The sequence below is a fragment of the Dethiobacter alkaliphilus AHT 1 genome, assembly GCF_000174415.1.
In the GTDB taxonomy this organism is placed as follows: Bacteria; Bacillota; Dethiobacteria; order Dethiobacterales; family Dethiobacteraceae; genus Dethiobacter; species Dethiobacter alkaliphilus.
The window spans coordinates 39,822-55,655 of the sequence record NZ_ACJM01000007.1; the positions used below are offsets into that span (position 1 = coordinate 39,822).

At 45.5% G+C, this 15,834-nt stretch carries 12 protein-coding genes and 2 riboswitches; of the genes, 1 reads left to right on the forward strand and 11 read right to left on the reverse strand.

The window, feature by feature from the left end; all coding sequences use genetic code 11:
- Positions 1–176 precede the first annotated feature (176 nt).
- A riboswitch (cyclic di-GMP riboswitch) is annotated at positions 177–258 on the forward strand.
- A gap of 76 nt (positions 259–334) precedes the next feature.
- On the forward strand, positions 335–1,690 hold the full coding sequence (locus DEALDRAFT_RS07790; protein WP_008516438.1) for a cell wall-binding repeat-containing protein: 1,356 nt from the start codon (positions 335–337) through the stop codon (positions 1,688–1,690).
- A gap of 135 nt (positions 1,691–1,825) precedes the next feature.
- Here the strand turns inward: DEALDRAFT_RS07790 and DEALDRAFT_RS15985 are convergent, their stop codons facing one another.
- The 11 genes from DEALDRAFT_RS15985 to DEALDRAFT_RS07840 form a co-directional block, all read right to left on the reverse strand.
- Positions 1,826–7,600, reverse strand: a complete 5,775-nt coding sequence (locus tag DEALDRAFT_RS15985; RefSeq protein WP_008516440.1) for a leucine-rich repeat protein — start codon at positions 7,598–7,600, stop codon at positions 1,826–1,828.
- Positions 7,579–8,508 carry a leucine-rich repeat domain-containing protein gene (locus DEALDRAFT_RS07800; protein ID WP_008516441.1) on the reverse strand — a complete coding sequence of 310 codons (930 nt, stop codon included), beginning with the start codon at positions 8,506–8,508 and terminating at the stop codon, positions 7,579–7,581. Before DEALDRAFT_RS07800 ends, DEALDRAFT_RS15985 begins: the two co-directional genes overlap by 22 nt.
- Before the next feature lie 61 nt (positions 8,509–8,569).
- Positions 8,570–8,652, reverse strand: a riboswitch (cyclic di-GMP riboswitch).
- Positions 8,653–8,974: 322 nt separating this feature from the next.
- Entirely contained in the window at positions 8,975–10,585 is a 1,611-nt protein-coding gene (locus DEALDRAFT_RS15990; protein ID WP_050780790.1) for a sensor histidine kinase, read from the reverse strand.
- Between the two features lie 258 nt (positions 10,586–10,843).
- Entirely contained in the window at positions 10,844–11,155 is a 312-nt protein-coding gene (locus DEALDRAFT_RS07810) for a nucleotidyltransferase family protein (protein ID WP_008516443.1), read from the reverse strand.
- Between the two features lies 1 nt (position 11,156).
- Entirely contained in the window at positions 11,157–11,282 is a 126-nt protein-coding gene (locus DEALDRAFT_RS17240) for a nucleotidyltransferase substrate binding protein (protein WP_243441149.1), read from the reverse strand.
- Positions 11,283–11,319: 37 nt separating this feature from the next.
- Positions 11,320–11,559: a nucleotidyltransferase substrate binding protein gene (locus DEALDRAFT_RS17245; protein WP_008516445.1), complete on the reverse strand. Its 240-nt coding sequence runs from the start codon at positions 11,557–11,559 to the stop codon at positions 11,320–11,322.
- A gap of 90 nt (positions 11,560–11,649) precedes the next feature.
- A complete protein-coding gene (locus tag DEALDRAFT_RS07820) occupies positions 11,650–12,273 on the reverse strand; it encodes a hypothetical protein (protein WP_008516446.1) in 624 nt (207 codons plus the stop codon).
- Positions 12,274–12,303: 30 nt separating this feature from the next.
- Entirely contained in the window at positions 12,304–12,906 is a 603-nt protein-coding gene (locus DEALDRAFT_RS07825) for a DUF6557 family protein (protein WP_008516448.1), read from the reverse strand.
- A gap of 190 nt (positions 12,907–13,096) precedes the next feature.
- Positions 13,097–13,999: a tyrosine-type recombinase/integrase gene (locus tag DEALDRAFT_RS07830; protein ID WP_008516449.1), complete on the reverse strand. Its 903-nt coding sequence runs from the start codon at positions 13,997–13,999 to the stop codon at positions 13,097–13,099.
- A gap of 108 nt (positions 14,000–14,107) precedes the next feature.
- Entirely contained in the window at positions 14,108–14,614 is a 507-nt protein-coding gene (locus DEALDRAFT_RS07835; RefSeq protein ID WP_008516450.1) for a hypothetical protein, read from the reverse strand.
- 2 nt (positions 14,615–14,616) lie between these two features.
- The gene (locus DEALDRAFT_RS07840; RefSeq protein WP_040378715.1) at positions 14,617–15,765 is read right to left on the reverse strand and encodes a helix-turn-helix domain-containing protein; all 1,149 of its coding nucleotides are present in this window, start codon (positions 15,763–15,765) and stop codon (positions 14,617–14,619) included.
- Between the last annotated feature and the right edge of the window lie 69 nt (positions 15,766–15,834).

The following is a 15,834-nucleotide window of genomic DNA, read 5'->3' on the forward strand; positions in this document are numbered from 1 at the left end:
ACGGCACTCCTTATTCTTTTGTCAGGCTAAAATATATTATTTCGCCAATATAAGTTACAGTTCCTCTTATCGAACCGTCACTTTTCGTTAAACCTCTGGTTTTAAATTGCTGTCAAAATAAAAAAAAGTTATTGTCAAAGACTCCTAATTACATTATAATGGTAAATATAAACAATCCTTGATAAAGGCAAACCCGTCGAAAGACGGGGACGCAAAGCCACGGGCCTAAAGCATTGCTATGGCAGCCGGGTCGCCGGGGTAGGAACAACCTGCACCTGTGCAGGTTTTTTTATTGCTTCCTACACCCTGGTAATTCACTGGGGGGGGAATAATTATGAAAATGCATTCCGCAAAAATTTGTGTACTGTTGACCTTTTTATTTATTTTCTTTACTGCCACCATCACTGAGGCAGCCACACACAGGCTGTATGGCTCTAACCGTTATGAAACGGCCGTTGAGATATCCCGCAGCGGCTGGGATGCCGCTCACACGGTTTTAATTGCCCGCGGGGATGATTTTCCTGATGCTCTGGCCGGCACTCCACTGGCCTACCAACACGATGCTCCGATCCTGCTGACCCAGCCTAACTCCTTAAATCCATTGACAGCTGCAGAAGTAGACCGGCTTGGTGCCAAAAAAGCTATAATATTGGGTGGGTATGCAGCAGTCTCACAAGCAGTTGAAGACCAATTAACAAACATGGGCCTTACAGTTGAGCGCATAGGTGGGACAAACCGTTATGAAACTGCTCAGCTGATAGCAGAAAATATGCCTTCCAGCAACACAGCCATTATTGCTTACGGACAGGATTTTCCCGATGCTCTCTCCATCGCCTCCTATGCAGCCATTAACGGATATCCCATCCTGCTATCTACAACAGACAGTCTTCCTTCTGCTACTCAAAGCGCTCTCACAGGAATCAGCAACACTATCGTTATCGGCGGATCTCGTGTTATCAGCAACAGTGTCCTCTCCAGCCTGCCGGAACCCCAAAGAATTGCCGGAAGCAGCCGATTTGAGACTGTAGAACAAATATTTCAGACTTTAGACATATCAACCGATAAAGCTTATATAGCCACGGCACTGAACTTTGCAGACGCACTAACTGGCTCAGCTTTGGCAGCAAAAGAACATACTGCTATTCTCCTTGTCCAACCGGAACAGATTCCTCAATCCATTCAAACCATTGTAAACGATACCGGAATCACAAAGTTTACCATACTTGGCGGTGAGAAAGCCGTCTCCGCAAACGCTGTAAATTTACTTGCCTCGGCGCTAAACCCTCCGCTTCCAGAGCGAATTCAAAGAGTGTTTGACCTAACAAATCTTGAACGGGAAAAACATGGACTAGCCCCGCTACAATACCACGCAGAGCTTTCTGAAGTGGCAGAGATAAAGTCTAAGGATATGTACGACAACCAGTACTTTGACCACAACTCACCCATCTACGGTAGCCCCTTTGACATGATGAGCCATTACGGAATTTCATACACCAGGGCAGCAGAAAATCTGGCAGCAGGTTTTCTTTCACCCCAGACCCTTGTTAATGCCTGGATGAACAGTCCAGGCCACCGGGCAAACATCCTAAACCCCAACCTGACTCACATCGGCATCGGATATTATTACAATGCAAATGACCCCAGCAACTTACGCCACTACTGGACACAAATGTTTATCGCGCCCCAATAAAAATAAGCACCCATGGGTGCTTATTTTTGTACACGGAGCCAAAAATTGCTGCTACGTTAAGAAAAAAATCCAACAAAAAGGGAGATCTGCCTCAGATAGCGCAGGGTCTCCCTTTTCTTAGAATCTTACTTCTTCTTAAAGATTATCCTTCAACCAGTCTTCAATGCTTTCACCCACAGCTGCACTGCCGCCAAAAATAGTAACCGAGGTTATGCCACAATCAGCTATGAATTCTTGCAGCACTGTGTTGGGCTCACTGCTGATCCCCCGTACTAAAAGGACACCACTGTTATTCTTTGCCGCCAGCCCCCCACCGGCAATGGCATCGGGAAAGTCCAGTCCTGTGGCCATATATACATGACCGGTACCCGGCGGAAGGAATTTTTCTGCCAAAGCGATGGAGGTTTCGTAGCGGTTGCTGCCGTAGATGCGCTTCGGGTTTGGAAGCTGGCTGAAAACAGCGCTTCCCACCGCCGCATCACCACCGATGACAAAGGTTTCGTTGATAGCCAACTCATTTAACACTTCTTCTGTCGCTGAAGGGAGTCTGTCGTTACGGGTAAGCAGAATGGGGTACCCATTCACAGCGGCATAAGAGCTGGCGGACAGGGCATCAGCAAAGTTGGTGCCCACCGCCACCATAGTGGTATCAAAAACTGCTCCTTCCTCTGCCATCTCTGCCGCAATCAGGGCTGCGGTGGCAAAACGGTTCGGGCCGGCGATACGGTCCACATCCGGAACCAGGGCTGCTAATTCCTGTTCAACTGCTGCAGATATCGCCCCTGTACCGCCCAGGATAATAACGCGGGAAGCGTCCAGACGCTGTATCTCGTCAGTGGTAACACTCTCCAGGCGGTCGGTGCGGGACAGCAGGATGGGAGCATCTAAATGGTAGGCCAGGGGCACCCCTGCCAGAGCATCGGCATAGTCATCACCCCGAGCCAGGATTACGGCATCAGAACCGTCCTGCCAGCCGTTCTGGCTCACTTCTACAGCAGTTGTAAAGCGGTTGGCTCCAAACAGCCTTTCTACCACAGGCTCCAGAGGAAAATCTTCATACCATATCACAAAGCAGGCATAGTAGTCTGTACTAAAGAAAATCCGTTCCCGATCAACATCATACTCATGCTCAATTTCTGTCAACCTACCCTCTTCATCCAACCGGTATAATGCCAGCCCTTCCGCCACTTCGCCGGCTTTTAGAGAGTAAGGAATAGAAACATCTACTCTACCCGGCACAACTTCAGCGTCTCCGCTATAGACTGCAAACTCATAGACGGGACGGTTGCCTGCCGTCTCCCGCTGCGCTTCCTTTAGCGTATCCGCATCCACTCTTGCGGCAACCAAACTCACGTCGCCTTCAGTTCCTGCTGCCTGCACCATTGCCGACAGCGCTTCCCGGCTGAAAGTTAACTCTGCCAAATGGTTATGATAACCCAGTTTACCCCAGGTATCTTCAAACAGAGTTTCCAGCAATACACCAGGAACCACCAACTCTCCTTCTGTCACCACCCCTTCCTCTTCAGCAGTAAGTTCCGGCCTCAGAGCAAGCAGAGAGTCAAAATAAGTATAAGGGTACTGCTCGGATACCACATGTTCTTTTGCAGTCACCCCAGCAATAAGCGCCTCAACATCATCCACCCCCACGATACTTGTGGCAAGATTGCCGTTCACTGCCGTACTTACTGCTGCAGTATGGGTCAGATCGGCCTCCTCATCTGCTACTACAAAAGGCACCTCATAACGAGTCATTTTACCGTCATTCTCAAATTCAACAACCAGCGTAGCCTCTCCCGGCCCCACTGCAGTCACCACAATATCAAACTCCTGCCAAAGTGGTTCGGATTGTATCCTGCCACCGCCGCTACTAGACACGTTCAGGTCAATAACACTCCCGTCATCCCGCTTCACAAAAATGTTTGCCGCGGAATTGGCAGGCCCCTGTCTCAGCTTGTATGCTTTTCGTACATTCTTTGCCAACGGGACATGGTCTGCCAGCACTGTACCGTCTGTGATAACCTGAATAAACAGATCTTCCAGTTCGCCTCCTGCCAACATCTTGGCATAATCAAAAATTGTGGAGTGAGGCACCTGCTTAATTTCAATCTGATGGGGAATTGTGGTGGTACTTCCTTCCAACGTGGTGACAAAGACATTTGTGAGGTAATAGGCTATCGGCACGTCGGTCAGCTCCCAGATTGAGTTGAACCAAATGGTGGTACTGAAATCAATAACAAACTTGTCTCCAGGCTCAAGAACAGGTATGGACCTTGTCATGCCCTCGCCAAAATCTTCTTCGCTTAGCATCAGCGGTTCCGTAGAACCATCTCCGATCTCAATTATTTTAAACTGTTCCGCTCCTGTAATACCAAATGACAAATTGTAAATCGGCTTTGACGAAACGTTCTCCAGCTCAAACAAAACGTGATATCTCTCACCTCGGAATGCCACGCTGGGTGCCGTGATATTCAGATTCAGAGCACTGCCGGCATAAACCTTCACCGCCTCGTTTGTTTCAAAAGTCATGTGAAACGGTTCTGTATTAGGCATAAAAGTGCCTGTAACCTCTGCACTCAGGTGGTACTCCCCTTCCTCATCACCCCGCACAAACCATTGCGTAGTTGCAGAAGAACCTTCCCGTATGTCACCCAGATTTATTTGAGCCTGCTGTGATCCAGTGGTAGTTGATGCAAAAGACATTCCTTCCGGCAAAAACAGTTCGGCTGTACAATCTTCAATCCAGTCCACATTAGACTCATTGATGACTAACAGCTCCACCTTATACATTTCTTTTAACCAGCGCGCTTCTCCGTAAATTATCAGATAGAAACGTTCACTGATGGGGAATATTCTTAGATTGAGGCCCGAACCCCACGTTAAACCCTCTCCCAGTGTAAAGCGCTGTCCTTGGGGATTTAGTATCTTGCCGGCACTGTTTTTAAAAACTTCCACCGGCAGCGCGTAAAGTCTCGGCCCCGCCATAAACTCCAGCTCTGTTGAAAACCGGTATACATGGTGGTTATCCGGGTCACTGGTGTCAATCCCGGCTTCCAGAATTTCCTCATAGCTCATCTCATGGACGGTCAATTCACCGGCAACGAGCTGACTGACACTAAGGCCCATAGTTACCTCATCATTACTTTCATTTACAACTACAGTGGCCGAACGTGGTAAATACCCATCTGCCAAAGCATTAAGCTGGTACGTGCCGTCGGGCATCACCAACTGAGCCCGGCCTTCTTCATTAACAGAAACAACCGCATCAAACTGCTGCCCTTCCAGGATCAATTGTGCTGAATCAATGGGCTCCACACTCACCGCATCGACAACTTCAAAACTGACCAACCTGTAGCCGTCCTCCACGGCCAAATTTAAGACCGTAATCTCAGCGGTGACAGTATTACTGTTTCCAGCAGGATCGGTAACAGTGAGGCTAACAGTATACGTTCCCGCCTGGCTATAGGTATGGGTTGCGCTGACACCGCTTCCTGTAGCTCCGTCGCCAAAATCCCAGGCATAAGAGGCGATCCTGTCATTGTCGGTGGAAGCCGCCCCTGAGAAGGTAAACGATACCCCTTCTGCGGCCAGCAGGGTTTCCGGCTCAATTACCGCCACCGGATCTTCCAGATCTTCAACAACGGATACGCCACGCACCGTATTACTTATGGCAGTTTTACCTTCAGTATCGGTAAGCAGCACATAATAATCATAGCGTCCGGCCGCTACAGAATCAGTGTAGCTGTAGCCCGTCTGTGTTCTGATACGACTATAATTATTACTACCAGCAGGGGAGCGGTAGATATCAAACTTACTCACTTCTGCGGGATCACCGCCGTATGTCCATTGCAGGTGCACAGACAAATGGCCGCTCTGTGCAGACAACACCGGAGCTTTAAGCCACTGGGCATACAGGGTAACATCCTCCGAACCCATCACTAACTGGGAGCCCTCAGAATAAAAGGTCCCACTTCCGTCTGCTTCCGTATTCCAGCCGGCAAAATTATACCCTGTCCGGACCAGGTTGCCGGTATTGCCCATTACAACAACGGCAGAACCTTCCTGATATAGGCTTGCATCCTCAGGGACCGACCCACCGGTATGCTCAGTGCTCTCATACCTTACCGCATAATAACGCAGATGACCGTCATCAATATCTTTAAAAGTATGGCCGTGAAGATAGGCATACTCAGCCGAAACAGAGTCTAAAACCCCATAAATTGTTAAATCTTCCGGATCCTCCTGATTGTCGGCAAAAGCCGTATTTCCGATGGTGCTCACACTGTGCGGTATCACAACACTGGACAAGCTGCTGTTGCGAAATGCGTTACTGCCGATATTAATGATTCCCTCCGGCACTAAGTCTGTATTGACTACACCGCTTAAGTCGGCATTCCGGAAGAAATTGCCCGGGATTACCAAAACCTCCGGACCGTATTCCAACTTGTTAATCATATTTTCTTCGAAAATACCATAGCTAAGTGAACCCACCGACGAAAGGTTGGCCTCAAGCCTCACTTTGGAGATGCTGTTGCCGGCAAAAGCATCCCTACCGATATCATCTATATTATCCGGGATAACAATTTCGCCAAGCTGGTTGTTATTAAATGCGTAACTACCGATATTTGTAACCGACTCCGGAAGCACTATTTCCGAAAGGCCGCTGTTCTGGAAAGCAGCACTGCCTACCCGCGTTATCCCCTCAACAATAAGGCTCTCCGTAGCAGCACCGCTTAGATCACTGTCCCTGAAGAAATTTCCTGGTATTTGGGTTACCGCCGGGCCGTATTCCACCTCGTCTATCACATTATCTTTAAAAATACCATAGCTAAGTGAACCCACCGACGAAAGGTTGGCCTCTAGCCTCACTTTGGAGATGCTGTTGCCGGCAAAAGCATCCCTGCCGATATCATCTATATTATCCGGGATAACAATTCCGCCAAGCTGGTTGTTATTAAATGCGTAACTACCGATATTTGTAACCGACTCCGGAAGCACTATTTCCGAAAGGCCGCTGTTCCGGAAAGCAGCACTGCCTACCCGCGTTATCTCCTCAACAATAAGGGTCTCCGCAGCAGCACCGCTTAGATCACTGTCCCTGAAGAAATTTCCTGGTATTTGGGTTACCGCCGGGCCGTATTCCACCTCGTTAATCACATTATCTTTAAAAATACCACTACTTGACGAACCCACCGACGAAAGATTGGACTCTAGCCTCACTTTGGAGATGCTGTTGCCGGCAAAAGCATCCCTGCCGATATCATCTATATTATCCGGGAAAACAATTTCGCCAAGCTGGTTGTTATTAAATGCGTAACTACCGATATTTGTAACCGACTCCGGAAGCACTATTTCCGAAAGGCCGCTGTTCTGGAAAGCAGCACTGCCTACCCGCGTTATCCCCTCAACAATAAGGGTCTCCGCAGCAGCACCGCTTAGATCACTGTCCCTGAAGAAATTTCCTGGTATTTGGGTTACCGCCAGGCCGTATTCCACCTCGTTAATCGCATTTCCTCCAAAAATACCATGGAGCGACGAACCCACCGACGAAAGATTGGACTCAAGCCTCACTTTGGAGATACTGTTGCCGGAGAAGGCAGAGCTGCCGATCTCGGAAACATTCTCAGGCACGATAACTTCACTCAGTTGGTTGTATCTAAAGGCACTACCGCCAATGGCGGAAACACCCTCAGGCAGAATAACTTCACTCAGTTGGTTGTTACTAAAGGCGAAACGGCCAATATTTACAAGCGATTCCGGAAGTACAATTTCCGTAAGACCGCTGTTCTGGAAAGCATAACTACCTACTTGCGTTATCCCTTCAATAATAAGGGTCTCCGCTGCAGCACCGCTTAGATCACTGTCCCTGAAGAAGTTTTCCGGTATTTGGGTTACCGCCGGGCCGTATTCCACTCGTTAATCGCATTTCCTCCAAAAATACCATAGAGCACCCAACCCACCGACGAAAGATTGGACTCAAGCCTCACTTTGGAGATACTGTTGCCGGAGAAGGCAAAGCTGCCGATGTCGGAAACATTCTCAGGCAGGATAACTTCACTTAGTTGGTTGTTTCTAAAGGCACTGTCACCAATGGTGGAAACACCCTCAGGCAGAATAACTTCACTCAGTTGGTTGTTTCTAAAGGCGAAACGGCCGATATTTACAAGCGATTCCGGAAGTACAATTTCCGTAAGGCCGCTGTTCTGGAAAGCATAACTACCTACTTGCGTTATCCCTTCAATAATAAGGGTCTCCGCTGCAGCACCGCTTAGATCACTGTCCCTGAAGAAGTTCTCCGGTATTTGGGTTACCGCCGGGCCGTATTCCACCTCGTTAATCGCATTTCCTCCAAAAACACCATAGTACAACGAACCCACCGACGAAAGATTGGACTCAAGCCTCACTTTGGAGATACTGTTGCCGGAGAAGGCAAAGCTGCCGATGTCGGAAACATTCTCAGGCAGGATAACTTCACTCAGTTGGTTGTTTCTAAAGGCACTGTCACCAATGGTGGAAACACTCTCGGGAATAATCACACTGGTTAGCTGCATGTTTTCAAATGCCCTAAAAGAAATACCAGTTACAGCGTAACCCTCCAAAGTATCGGGAATAACCACGTCCTTTGGTCCCTCGTCGCTATACCCGGTAATTTCTACCTGCTCCCCGGAGATACTGTATGTAAAGTATTTATCCGTAGCGGTCAAAAGATCTTCCTGCTCTGCAGCCACTACATTTTCCACTGAAATTCCACTACTAATATTTACACTAAATGACGACAGAACCAACAACATGGTTAACAACAAGCTTACAGCTTTTTTCAATGCACTGCCTCCCTTTACTTTGCGATTTGTCACCCTAAATCTCTAATAATAAAAATAACCGACCACAAGTGGTCGGTTACGCTACCGGCTCATTCCAGGCAAAGCGTCCAAATCAGCCCAAAAATCATTGCCCCCACAAAAATTATTGGGAAACTGGTGAGGGTTTTGCTGTAGAGAAGGCTACAAATGTTAAAACATACCGTATTTTCCTTTTGCTTCTTTTTGTTCTTTGTTTTCTTTAAAATTCCTGCCATAAAAGAAGAATTTTACTCCAGCCTGTAACAATACTTACTTGGCGCCATCTGCTACCCATAAAAAGAATTGGGGAAAACATTAGCCCTTCGTCACAGGTATATAACATTCTCAATAATAAAATGACACCAACCATTAAATGATTAGTGTCATAGGTTTTCTCAAGGTCCGCCCAATATTGTCCGGTTACGGCAACACTACTTCTATTTACTCATCAGAGTGCTTTGCTAATGCTCCCTGTCTCGTTTTGCTCCGACGCAAAAGGAAGATAAATTTTAAAGCACGACCCTTCGCCCACCTCACTATCAACGGCGACTTTGCCATCCTGCAGTTCAGCCAGGGTCTTAACCAGAGCCAGGCCCAAGCCGGTTCCTTTACGGCGCTGTTTGGGGTGGTCTCCCTGTCGGAATTTCTCAAAGATATGCGGCAGCAGCTCCGGCGAAATACCAATGCCGGTATCCTGGACAGAAATTATGGCAAAATCCCCTTCTCCGTTGGCTGACACGGTGATTCGGCCACCGTCTTTGGTAAACTTGATGGCATTGGCAACCAGGTTTACAACCATCTGTTGAATCCTGTCCCTGTCTCCGTACACAAACGGCAACGTTGTTTTTTCTACATCCAGGCTGATGCCGTTTTGATGGGCAATGGCACTCATGCTGCGCCGCACCATCCGTAGCACATCGTTTAAATCCACTTTCTCTTTATGAATTCGCAAGCTACCCGCCTCATGCTTAGCCATATCTAAAATATCGTTCACCAAAACCATCAGCTGTTGGGCCGAGGTTTTAATATCCAGCAGGTTTTCCCGTTGCTCCGGGGTAATGGGGCCGGACACTTCATCCAGCATCAACTCACAAAAAGCAACTACAGAGGTAAGAGGCGTACGCAGCTCATGCGTCATGGTGGCCGTAAACTCACTCTTTAAGCGATTGCTCTCACCCAGCTTCTCGTTTAGCTGCGAGAGCCTCCTCTGCCCTTGGGCCAAACGCATATTGGCAACTTCCAGCTCTCTGGTCCTGACCTTTACCTTCTTATCCAGATTTTGATATAAATCATTGATAACCTCATACGGTTCCAGCAACTTTTTGCGAATCATAATCACATAGATAAAATAATATGATGCCACGTTAAATAAATGACCCACCATATTGGAAAAACCATACACCGATACATAAAAAGTAAAAGACAGTTCTGCCAAGATTGTTGCCCCACAGGCCAGCAGCAAATATTTTACAACTTCTTTATCAAACTTTTCCTTGTTTCTCCAAATCAGAATACCGGAGATCAGCAGAATTGTGGAAATAATGTACTCACTGATAATTTTAAACGGAGTAAGCCCTTCACCGGGAATAAAACTATCCGGAAAAATTCCGGCAAAAACAGACGCTAAAAGCACCAAAGAAATAACGGGAATTAGATAATGTATTCTAATTCTGCGGCCAGGATTGGCCATCAAAAAAGGAACGGCCAGAAACGTAAAGGCCTCGATATACCTGGGTATAATCCACAACTGCGTGGCCAGGTTTGCAGTATTGCCGGGAAAGACCCCCATGCCGTCATAGGCCAGGGTATGTAACAAATCTAAAAACCCAATACATAAATAAGCCACACCAAAAAAGTTCAGAAAATCGTTGCGTTCCTCGGTTAACTGGCTGGTATGAAAAGCAATGGCAGCTATCCCAAATGCCACAAGCACACTAAAGAGCTCCACTAAAGTGTGGAATAACAAAAAGTTATAAAAACTCATAGTTACCAAAACCGCAATAATACTAACCACTATGGCAGCCTTAGTAACCGGTAGCTTAAGCATCCTCTCCATCATAGCTCTCCTCTTACATCAGCTTAAATCCATAGTTTCGACAAACATCATAAATCCCCTTTTTTCGCAAAAACCCTCCTCAAGGATTAATTCCCAGAGGAGGGTTCTTCGTCCAAATCATAATGCGCTGCAGGGTCACCTGCCTCCAGCAGCTCCTTTTTTGAACAACAGCCGCCTGCTATTCTGCCCGGCCAATCTTCTACATTATCATACTCTTCCCAAGAAGCAGAATAGAAGGCTCATAGACTGCAATACGGAAACTTAGCCTTCACTATTAATGTTTAATTCAATGCCCTTTGTATCTATATGTTTTCTTAATTCTTCATTGGAGATCTCATTATAGTCAACCACATCAACGTAATACGGTAAAGGTGCTACTTCGTTCAAATACTCGCTTAGCTTAGCAACGGTTTCTCCGGTAACGTTCTTTCCTGCAATTGCAATATCTATGTCAGAACCCCGCTTATAGTTACCCATAGCCCTGCTGCCAAAAACCACAGCCCGTTCAATTTCAGCAAACGTCTTAATGCCTTCTCTGATATATATCAGGTTTTTTTCAGATAATCCAAACATATTACAGTTCCCTTTTTAGCTTCTCATATAATTTCTTTAACTGCGGAAAATACAACTCATGTATTTCTCTAAGCAGCTTCTCAGCCACTTCATCATTATAAGTATAAACGGTCAAATTTCTTTTCATAAGAGCATCAATCCAAACATCACCATCTTCAATAAATTCACTTTTGAAATGACTGCTTAATAGCCTCCCGGGGGCTGTTGACAACATATCCCACAGCCTCCAGGTAGTCTTTCAGCAATTTCCACGATAACTCAAAAGTCATTTCAAAAAACTGAATAATACCCGCTTTCTCCAGTTCGTTTTTTTCCTTTTGGGCAATATATTTCTCTAACAACGAAAACGATTTTTCAAAGTTTTGAAATCTCTGCTTCCATCTGATGTCTTTTAAATTATTCAAAAGGACACCTCATTTCCCCAGGCTAGTACGTATTATTTCTATCTTTAACTAATATTTCCTGTACAAGTATCATCTACTTTCTTGCCGCTTTTACTCTTCCCCTTCCCTGTGGCTCGTTGCTTCCTCGTCCACCCAGTCTTCCTCTTCATATACCATGCCTTTTCTTCCCGGCACTTTCCTCGTTGGCCCTGCCTTATAGAACTTACAGGAAAGAGGCCCGTAGCAGAAAGTCTCAAAACGGTATTCCCTCTGCCCCGGATTCCAGTGATCCACAATTATCTCAACCGGCATCCGACAACCCCATATGCAGGATAAACACTTGCTGTCATATGTTCTGGCAGACAGCCTCCGGCGGCCCCTGTTGCGGTACGTCTCAAGACCCGGTGCAATATCTTCCCAGGGCGGCGGTTTTTTTCCGGCAATATCTGCGCTCCCCACCTTTTTTAATTTTGATACTTTATAAAACGCTACCGTCTCCAGCCTTTTGTCCGCCACAGGCAGGCATTCTCCGGACGCCTCATCTCCGACTCGAAACAAATGCTTGGCCTGAGCAGCTTTTCCGATACCTACGGAAAAAGACATCTGTTCTTCACCAATAACACCTGCAAACAATAATGCGTACCCAAGATAATTATGCGAAGCCTCATCAAAAGACCTAATCAACCTGATCCTTGGCTGAACAGATTTCAGCACCCCTCTAAAAACTATCTTCATAGTGCACCCCCATACGAAATACGGTTTCCACTAGACCCAGCCCAGCAGCATTTTATAAACCTCTTGATTTTCAGCATGGGCTTTTTCCATTTGCTTTTTCTGTTGCTCTTTTTCTTCCGGGGTGCGATTATCAGCAATACCAAGATCGGCCCTAACTTCTTCATAGGGTATTAGCTCAGTCTCGCCTCTTTCTATTTCGTCAAGGCGCCTCTTTAGTATCTGCTTTTCTTTGGCTACTCTTTTAGCTGCCCCTTCTGCAGAATACCCGTAGAAAGTCAATTCATATATAGCATGTGCTACTACTGCCGGTGCCCCATAAATTTGAATTGATTTATCCAAAACATTAAACCCATTCCACTCTTCCCAAGGCTCCATTGACAATGAATAGCGTTCTTTATCATCCTCAAATACTCCAAAAACATCAAAAATAACTCCATTTGGTTCCAAAATATTTTTTATTTTAGCTACCACTAATGTAGTCGGCTGTTCACTGGGCTTCGCCAGAAGGGATTTTAATTCTTCTATTACGTGCTTATATATTTCATAAGCACCTTCCTCATGGCAATACTCGCTGTCTAGTATTTTCCAGACATCTTCATAATCCACAGTATTGAGTAACTCCTTAAAAAGCATAGCTTCACCACCTATTTAATAATTGGCTACCATCTGCTTTTTAAATCATGTATTCTCGTAGAGAGGTTAGATTCCTGCCGGCCCATAAATACTCTTGTAATGATAAAAATTCCTCCTTTGCAGGGCTTATTAAAGAACAGTATCCCATAAAGAAAGACGTAAAGAATGTCCGACTACAAACAAAGTGGACCTATCCTAACGGATGCTTGGCCATGGCACTTCTGATCTCTCTTTGAGTTACATGAACATAGATTTCCGTGGAACTTATATTCTCATGCCCGGCAATATCTTTAATAGTGGGCAAATCAACGCCTGCATTTAACAACATGGTAAAGCAGGTATGCCGAAGCTTATGAACCGTAAGCCGCTCTTTGTTCAGTCCCGCTTCTTTGCAAGTCTGATTGAAAATCAACTGCACACCCCGGTGAGATATCCGCCTCCCCCTCTGATTGAGAAAAACAGCCTGCTCATTTTTATCCTCAGGCAATCTTCCTGCCAGATACTCTGCCAGCGCTGCGCACGTTTTATCCGTCAGCGGAATCATTCTTTCCTTATTTCCTTTCCCGATAATCCGCATATAGCGGTCTTCCAGGTTCAGACTATCCAAATTCAGCGACACCATCTCGTCCAGGCGGCAACCGGTCTGTAAAAGAACTCTCATCATGGCATAGTCACGGTAAGGCGGCTTGTTATGCATCCTGGCAGCGTTAATCAGTCTGTCAGACTCATCTTTGGTCAGAAAAACCGGCAACAACTTTGCCGTCTTTACGTTTTTCAACTGTTGTACAGGGTTACTTTCCACATACCCCTGTATCTCAAGAAAACTGAAATAACTCCGTAAAGATGCAAGCTTCCGGTTTCTGGTACCGGCATCATTGCTTCTCTCTTTTTTCAAATACACAAGAAACCGGCGCACATGCTTTGTTTCCAACTGATCCAAAATCATACCTTGGGGAAAGAACTCACGCACCATCAGTTGTGTAAAAATGTTAAGATCCCTTCGGTATCCTTCCACAGTACCATCCGATAATCCCCGTTCAATCTCAAGATAGTCAGTAAACTCCTGCTGATAAGGGAAAGATTCTTCTTTCATTCGCTTCTCCCCCTCTAGCTTTTATATCCACATTACATGAAACATATATTCTTAGCAGCAGCATGTTTTTTAGTTCACGCTTACCGGAGCAGGGATAATACCTCTAATTTATTTAGAATCTTTTCCCAGACGCTCAAATGCTTTCTGAATAATTTTTTCGGTTATGTATTTTGGATTGAGTTTCTGGATTCTTAATATCATATCTTTTGCCTGTTTAACAGGCAAGCCACCCGACTCAACAAGAATGCAAATCAATTCAATTCCCCATACTACTTCAATGTCTTCAGCCTGACACACCCTTCTTAAAGGTTTATCATTTGTAACACACGCCCACTGATTATCCTTTGCCAGGATGTAGCACAACTTATCCTGAAAAGAAAGGGAGCCTGTACCCTCTGATGCAAGCAGTAGTTGCTCTAGCCCAGGCTCAACCAAAATAATTCCCAGCTCTATACAATCATTCGCGTTAATCTCCCAGACCTCATCGAAAACAGGCTTAGCCAAATATATTTCACCAAGATAGGTCGTAAATAACTTTATAAGCATCCTATCACTTTTATAAAAGTCGATAAGGGTATTCGCATCCAATATTAGAAATCGCTTTTCCTTCTTCATTGTTACACCCATGAGCCAACGATTTCACGCATATTTTCCAGGTCTAACCTAAGAATTTCCGCGCCCCGACTCATGGTGATCTCATCATTTTCTATAGCAGTTCTTACAAGCTTATATAGGCGGTCTTCTATAAAATGTGACGGTGAAATTGAGTCCGGTTCGTTAGAGCGGAGCACTTCCGGAGATTGTTGAAAACTATCCGGAGATAATCTATTAGGTTCATCAGCAAGGAGCAACGTCTTTCCTGTTCGAGCTTTATATGCAACCTTAAATTTTCCCCATATGGAGTTGCCTGTCTTTTCAGATAGGCGATAGAGCACAGTCTTGTAACTCACCCGAAAAATAAGTTTTACTTTAAGAACACGATCCACAAAGGGCAGGCCATAAGTGTCGTTCCACTCTGATTCAAACGCACTCTTAGGCATTAAAAAATAGGAGGCAAAAATATTAGCTTCAACTTCTTCATCTGGATTTTCATTATTTTCTCCAACTTCATAAGCATCCAAATGTAAAAGCAAATGACCTAGCTCATGTGCTGCGCTAAAAATCCACCGTTCAACAGATATACGCTCCCACACATTAACAATAATTGCGGGCCCCTTATCATGTTCAGATACGGACAGGCCAAAGAACCCTTCTGAAGCAAGACGAAGTGGACGTACTTTTATGCCACAAGACTCGAGTAACCCTGCAATATCACGAATAGGCTCTTTTTCAGTCAGGCGCAAAACTTTCCTCGCTTTATCAGCAGCAACCTTAGCACGCTCATGACCCGCCGGCATTGCAGAAAGTTCTTGGGCCAACTTGCTAAACTTATACTCATGCTTATCCTTTAGCAGTTTCTCTAGATAGTTAAAGTTTTCTAACCATCTATTTACCTCGGTTAAAATAGAATCGCGGCTATTCATTTTTTTAGTGGCACGGAATCTAACTTTTTTTAAAGTGCTAACCGGGACAAATAAGTCCTGAAGCTTAATATCAATTCCATCAGCAATATTTTGCAAAGTTGATACTTTGGGAATTGAGGCACCACTTTCAATTCTTCCGTATGCTACTCTTGATATGCCTGCAAGATGGGCTACTTCGGACTGAGATAAACCCTTTTCTTCCCGAACCCGTCGAAGGTTAATGCTTATCATTTTATGATCCATCTTCACCACACCTTTTATTTTAATTATATGCAAATAATCAATAATTGTAAACATGATAACCGCGGTTAT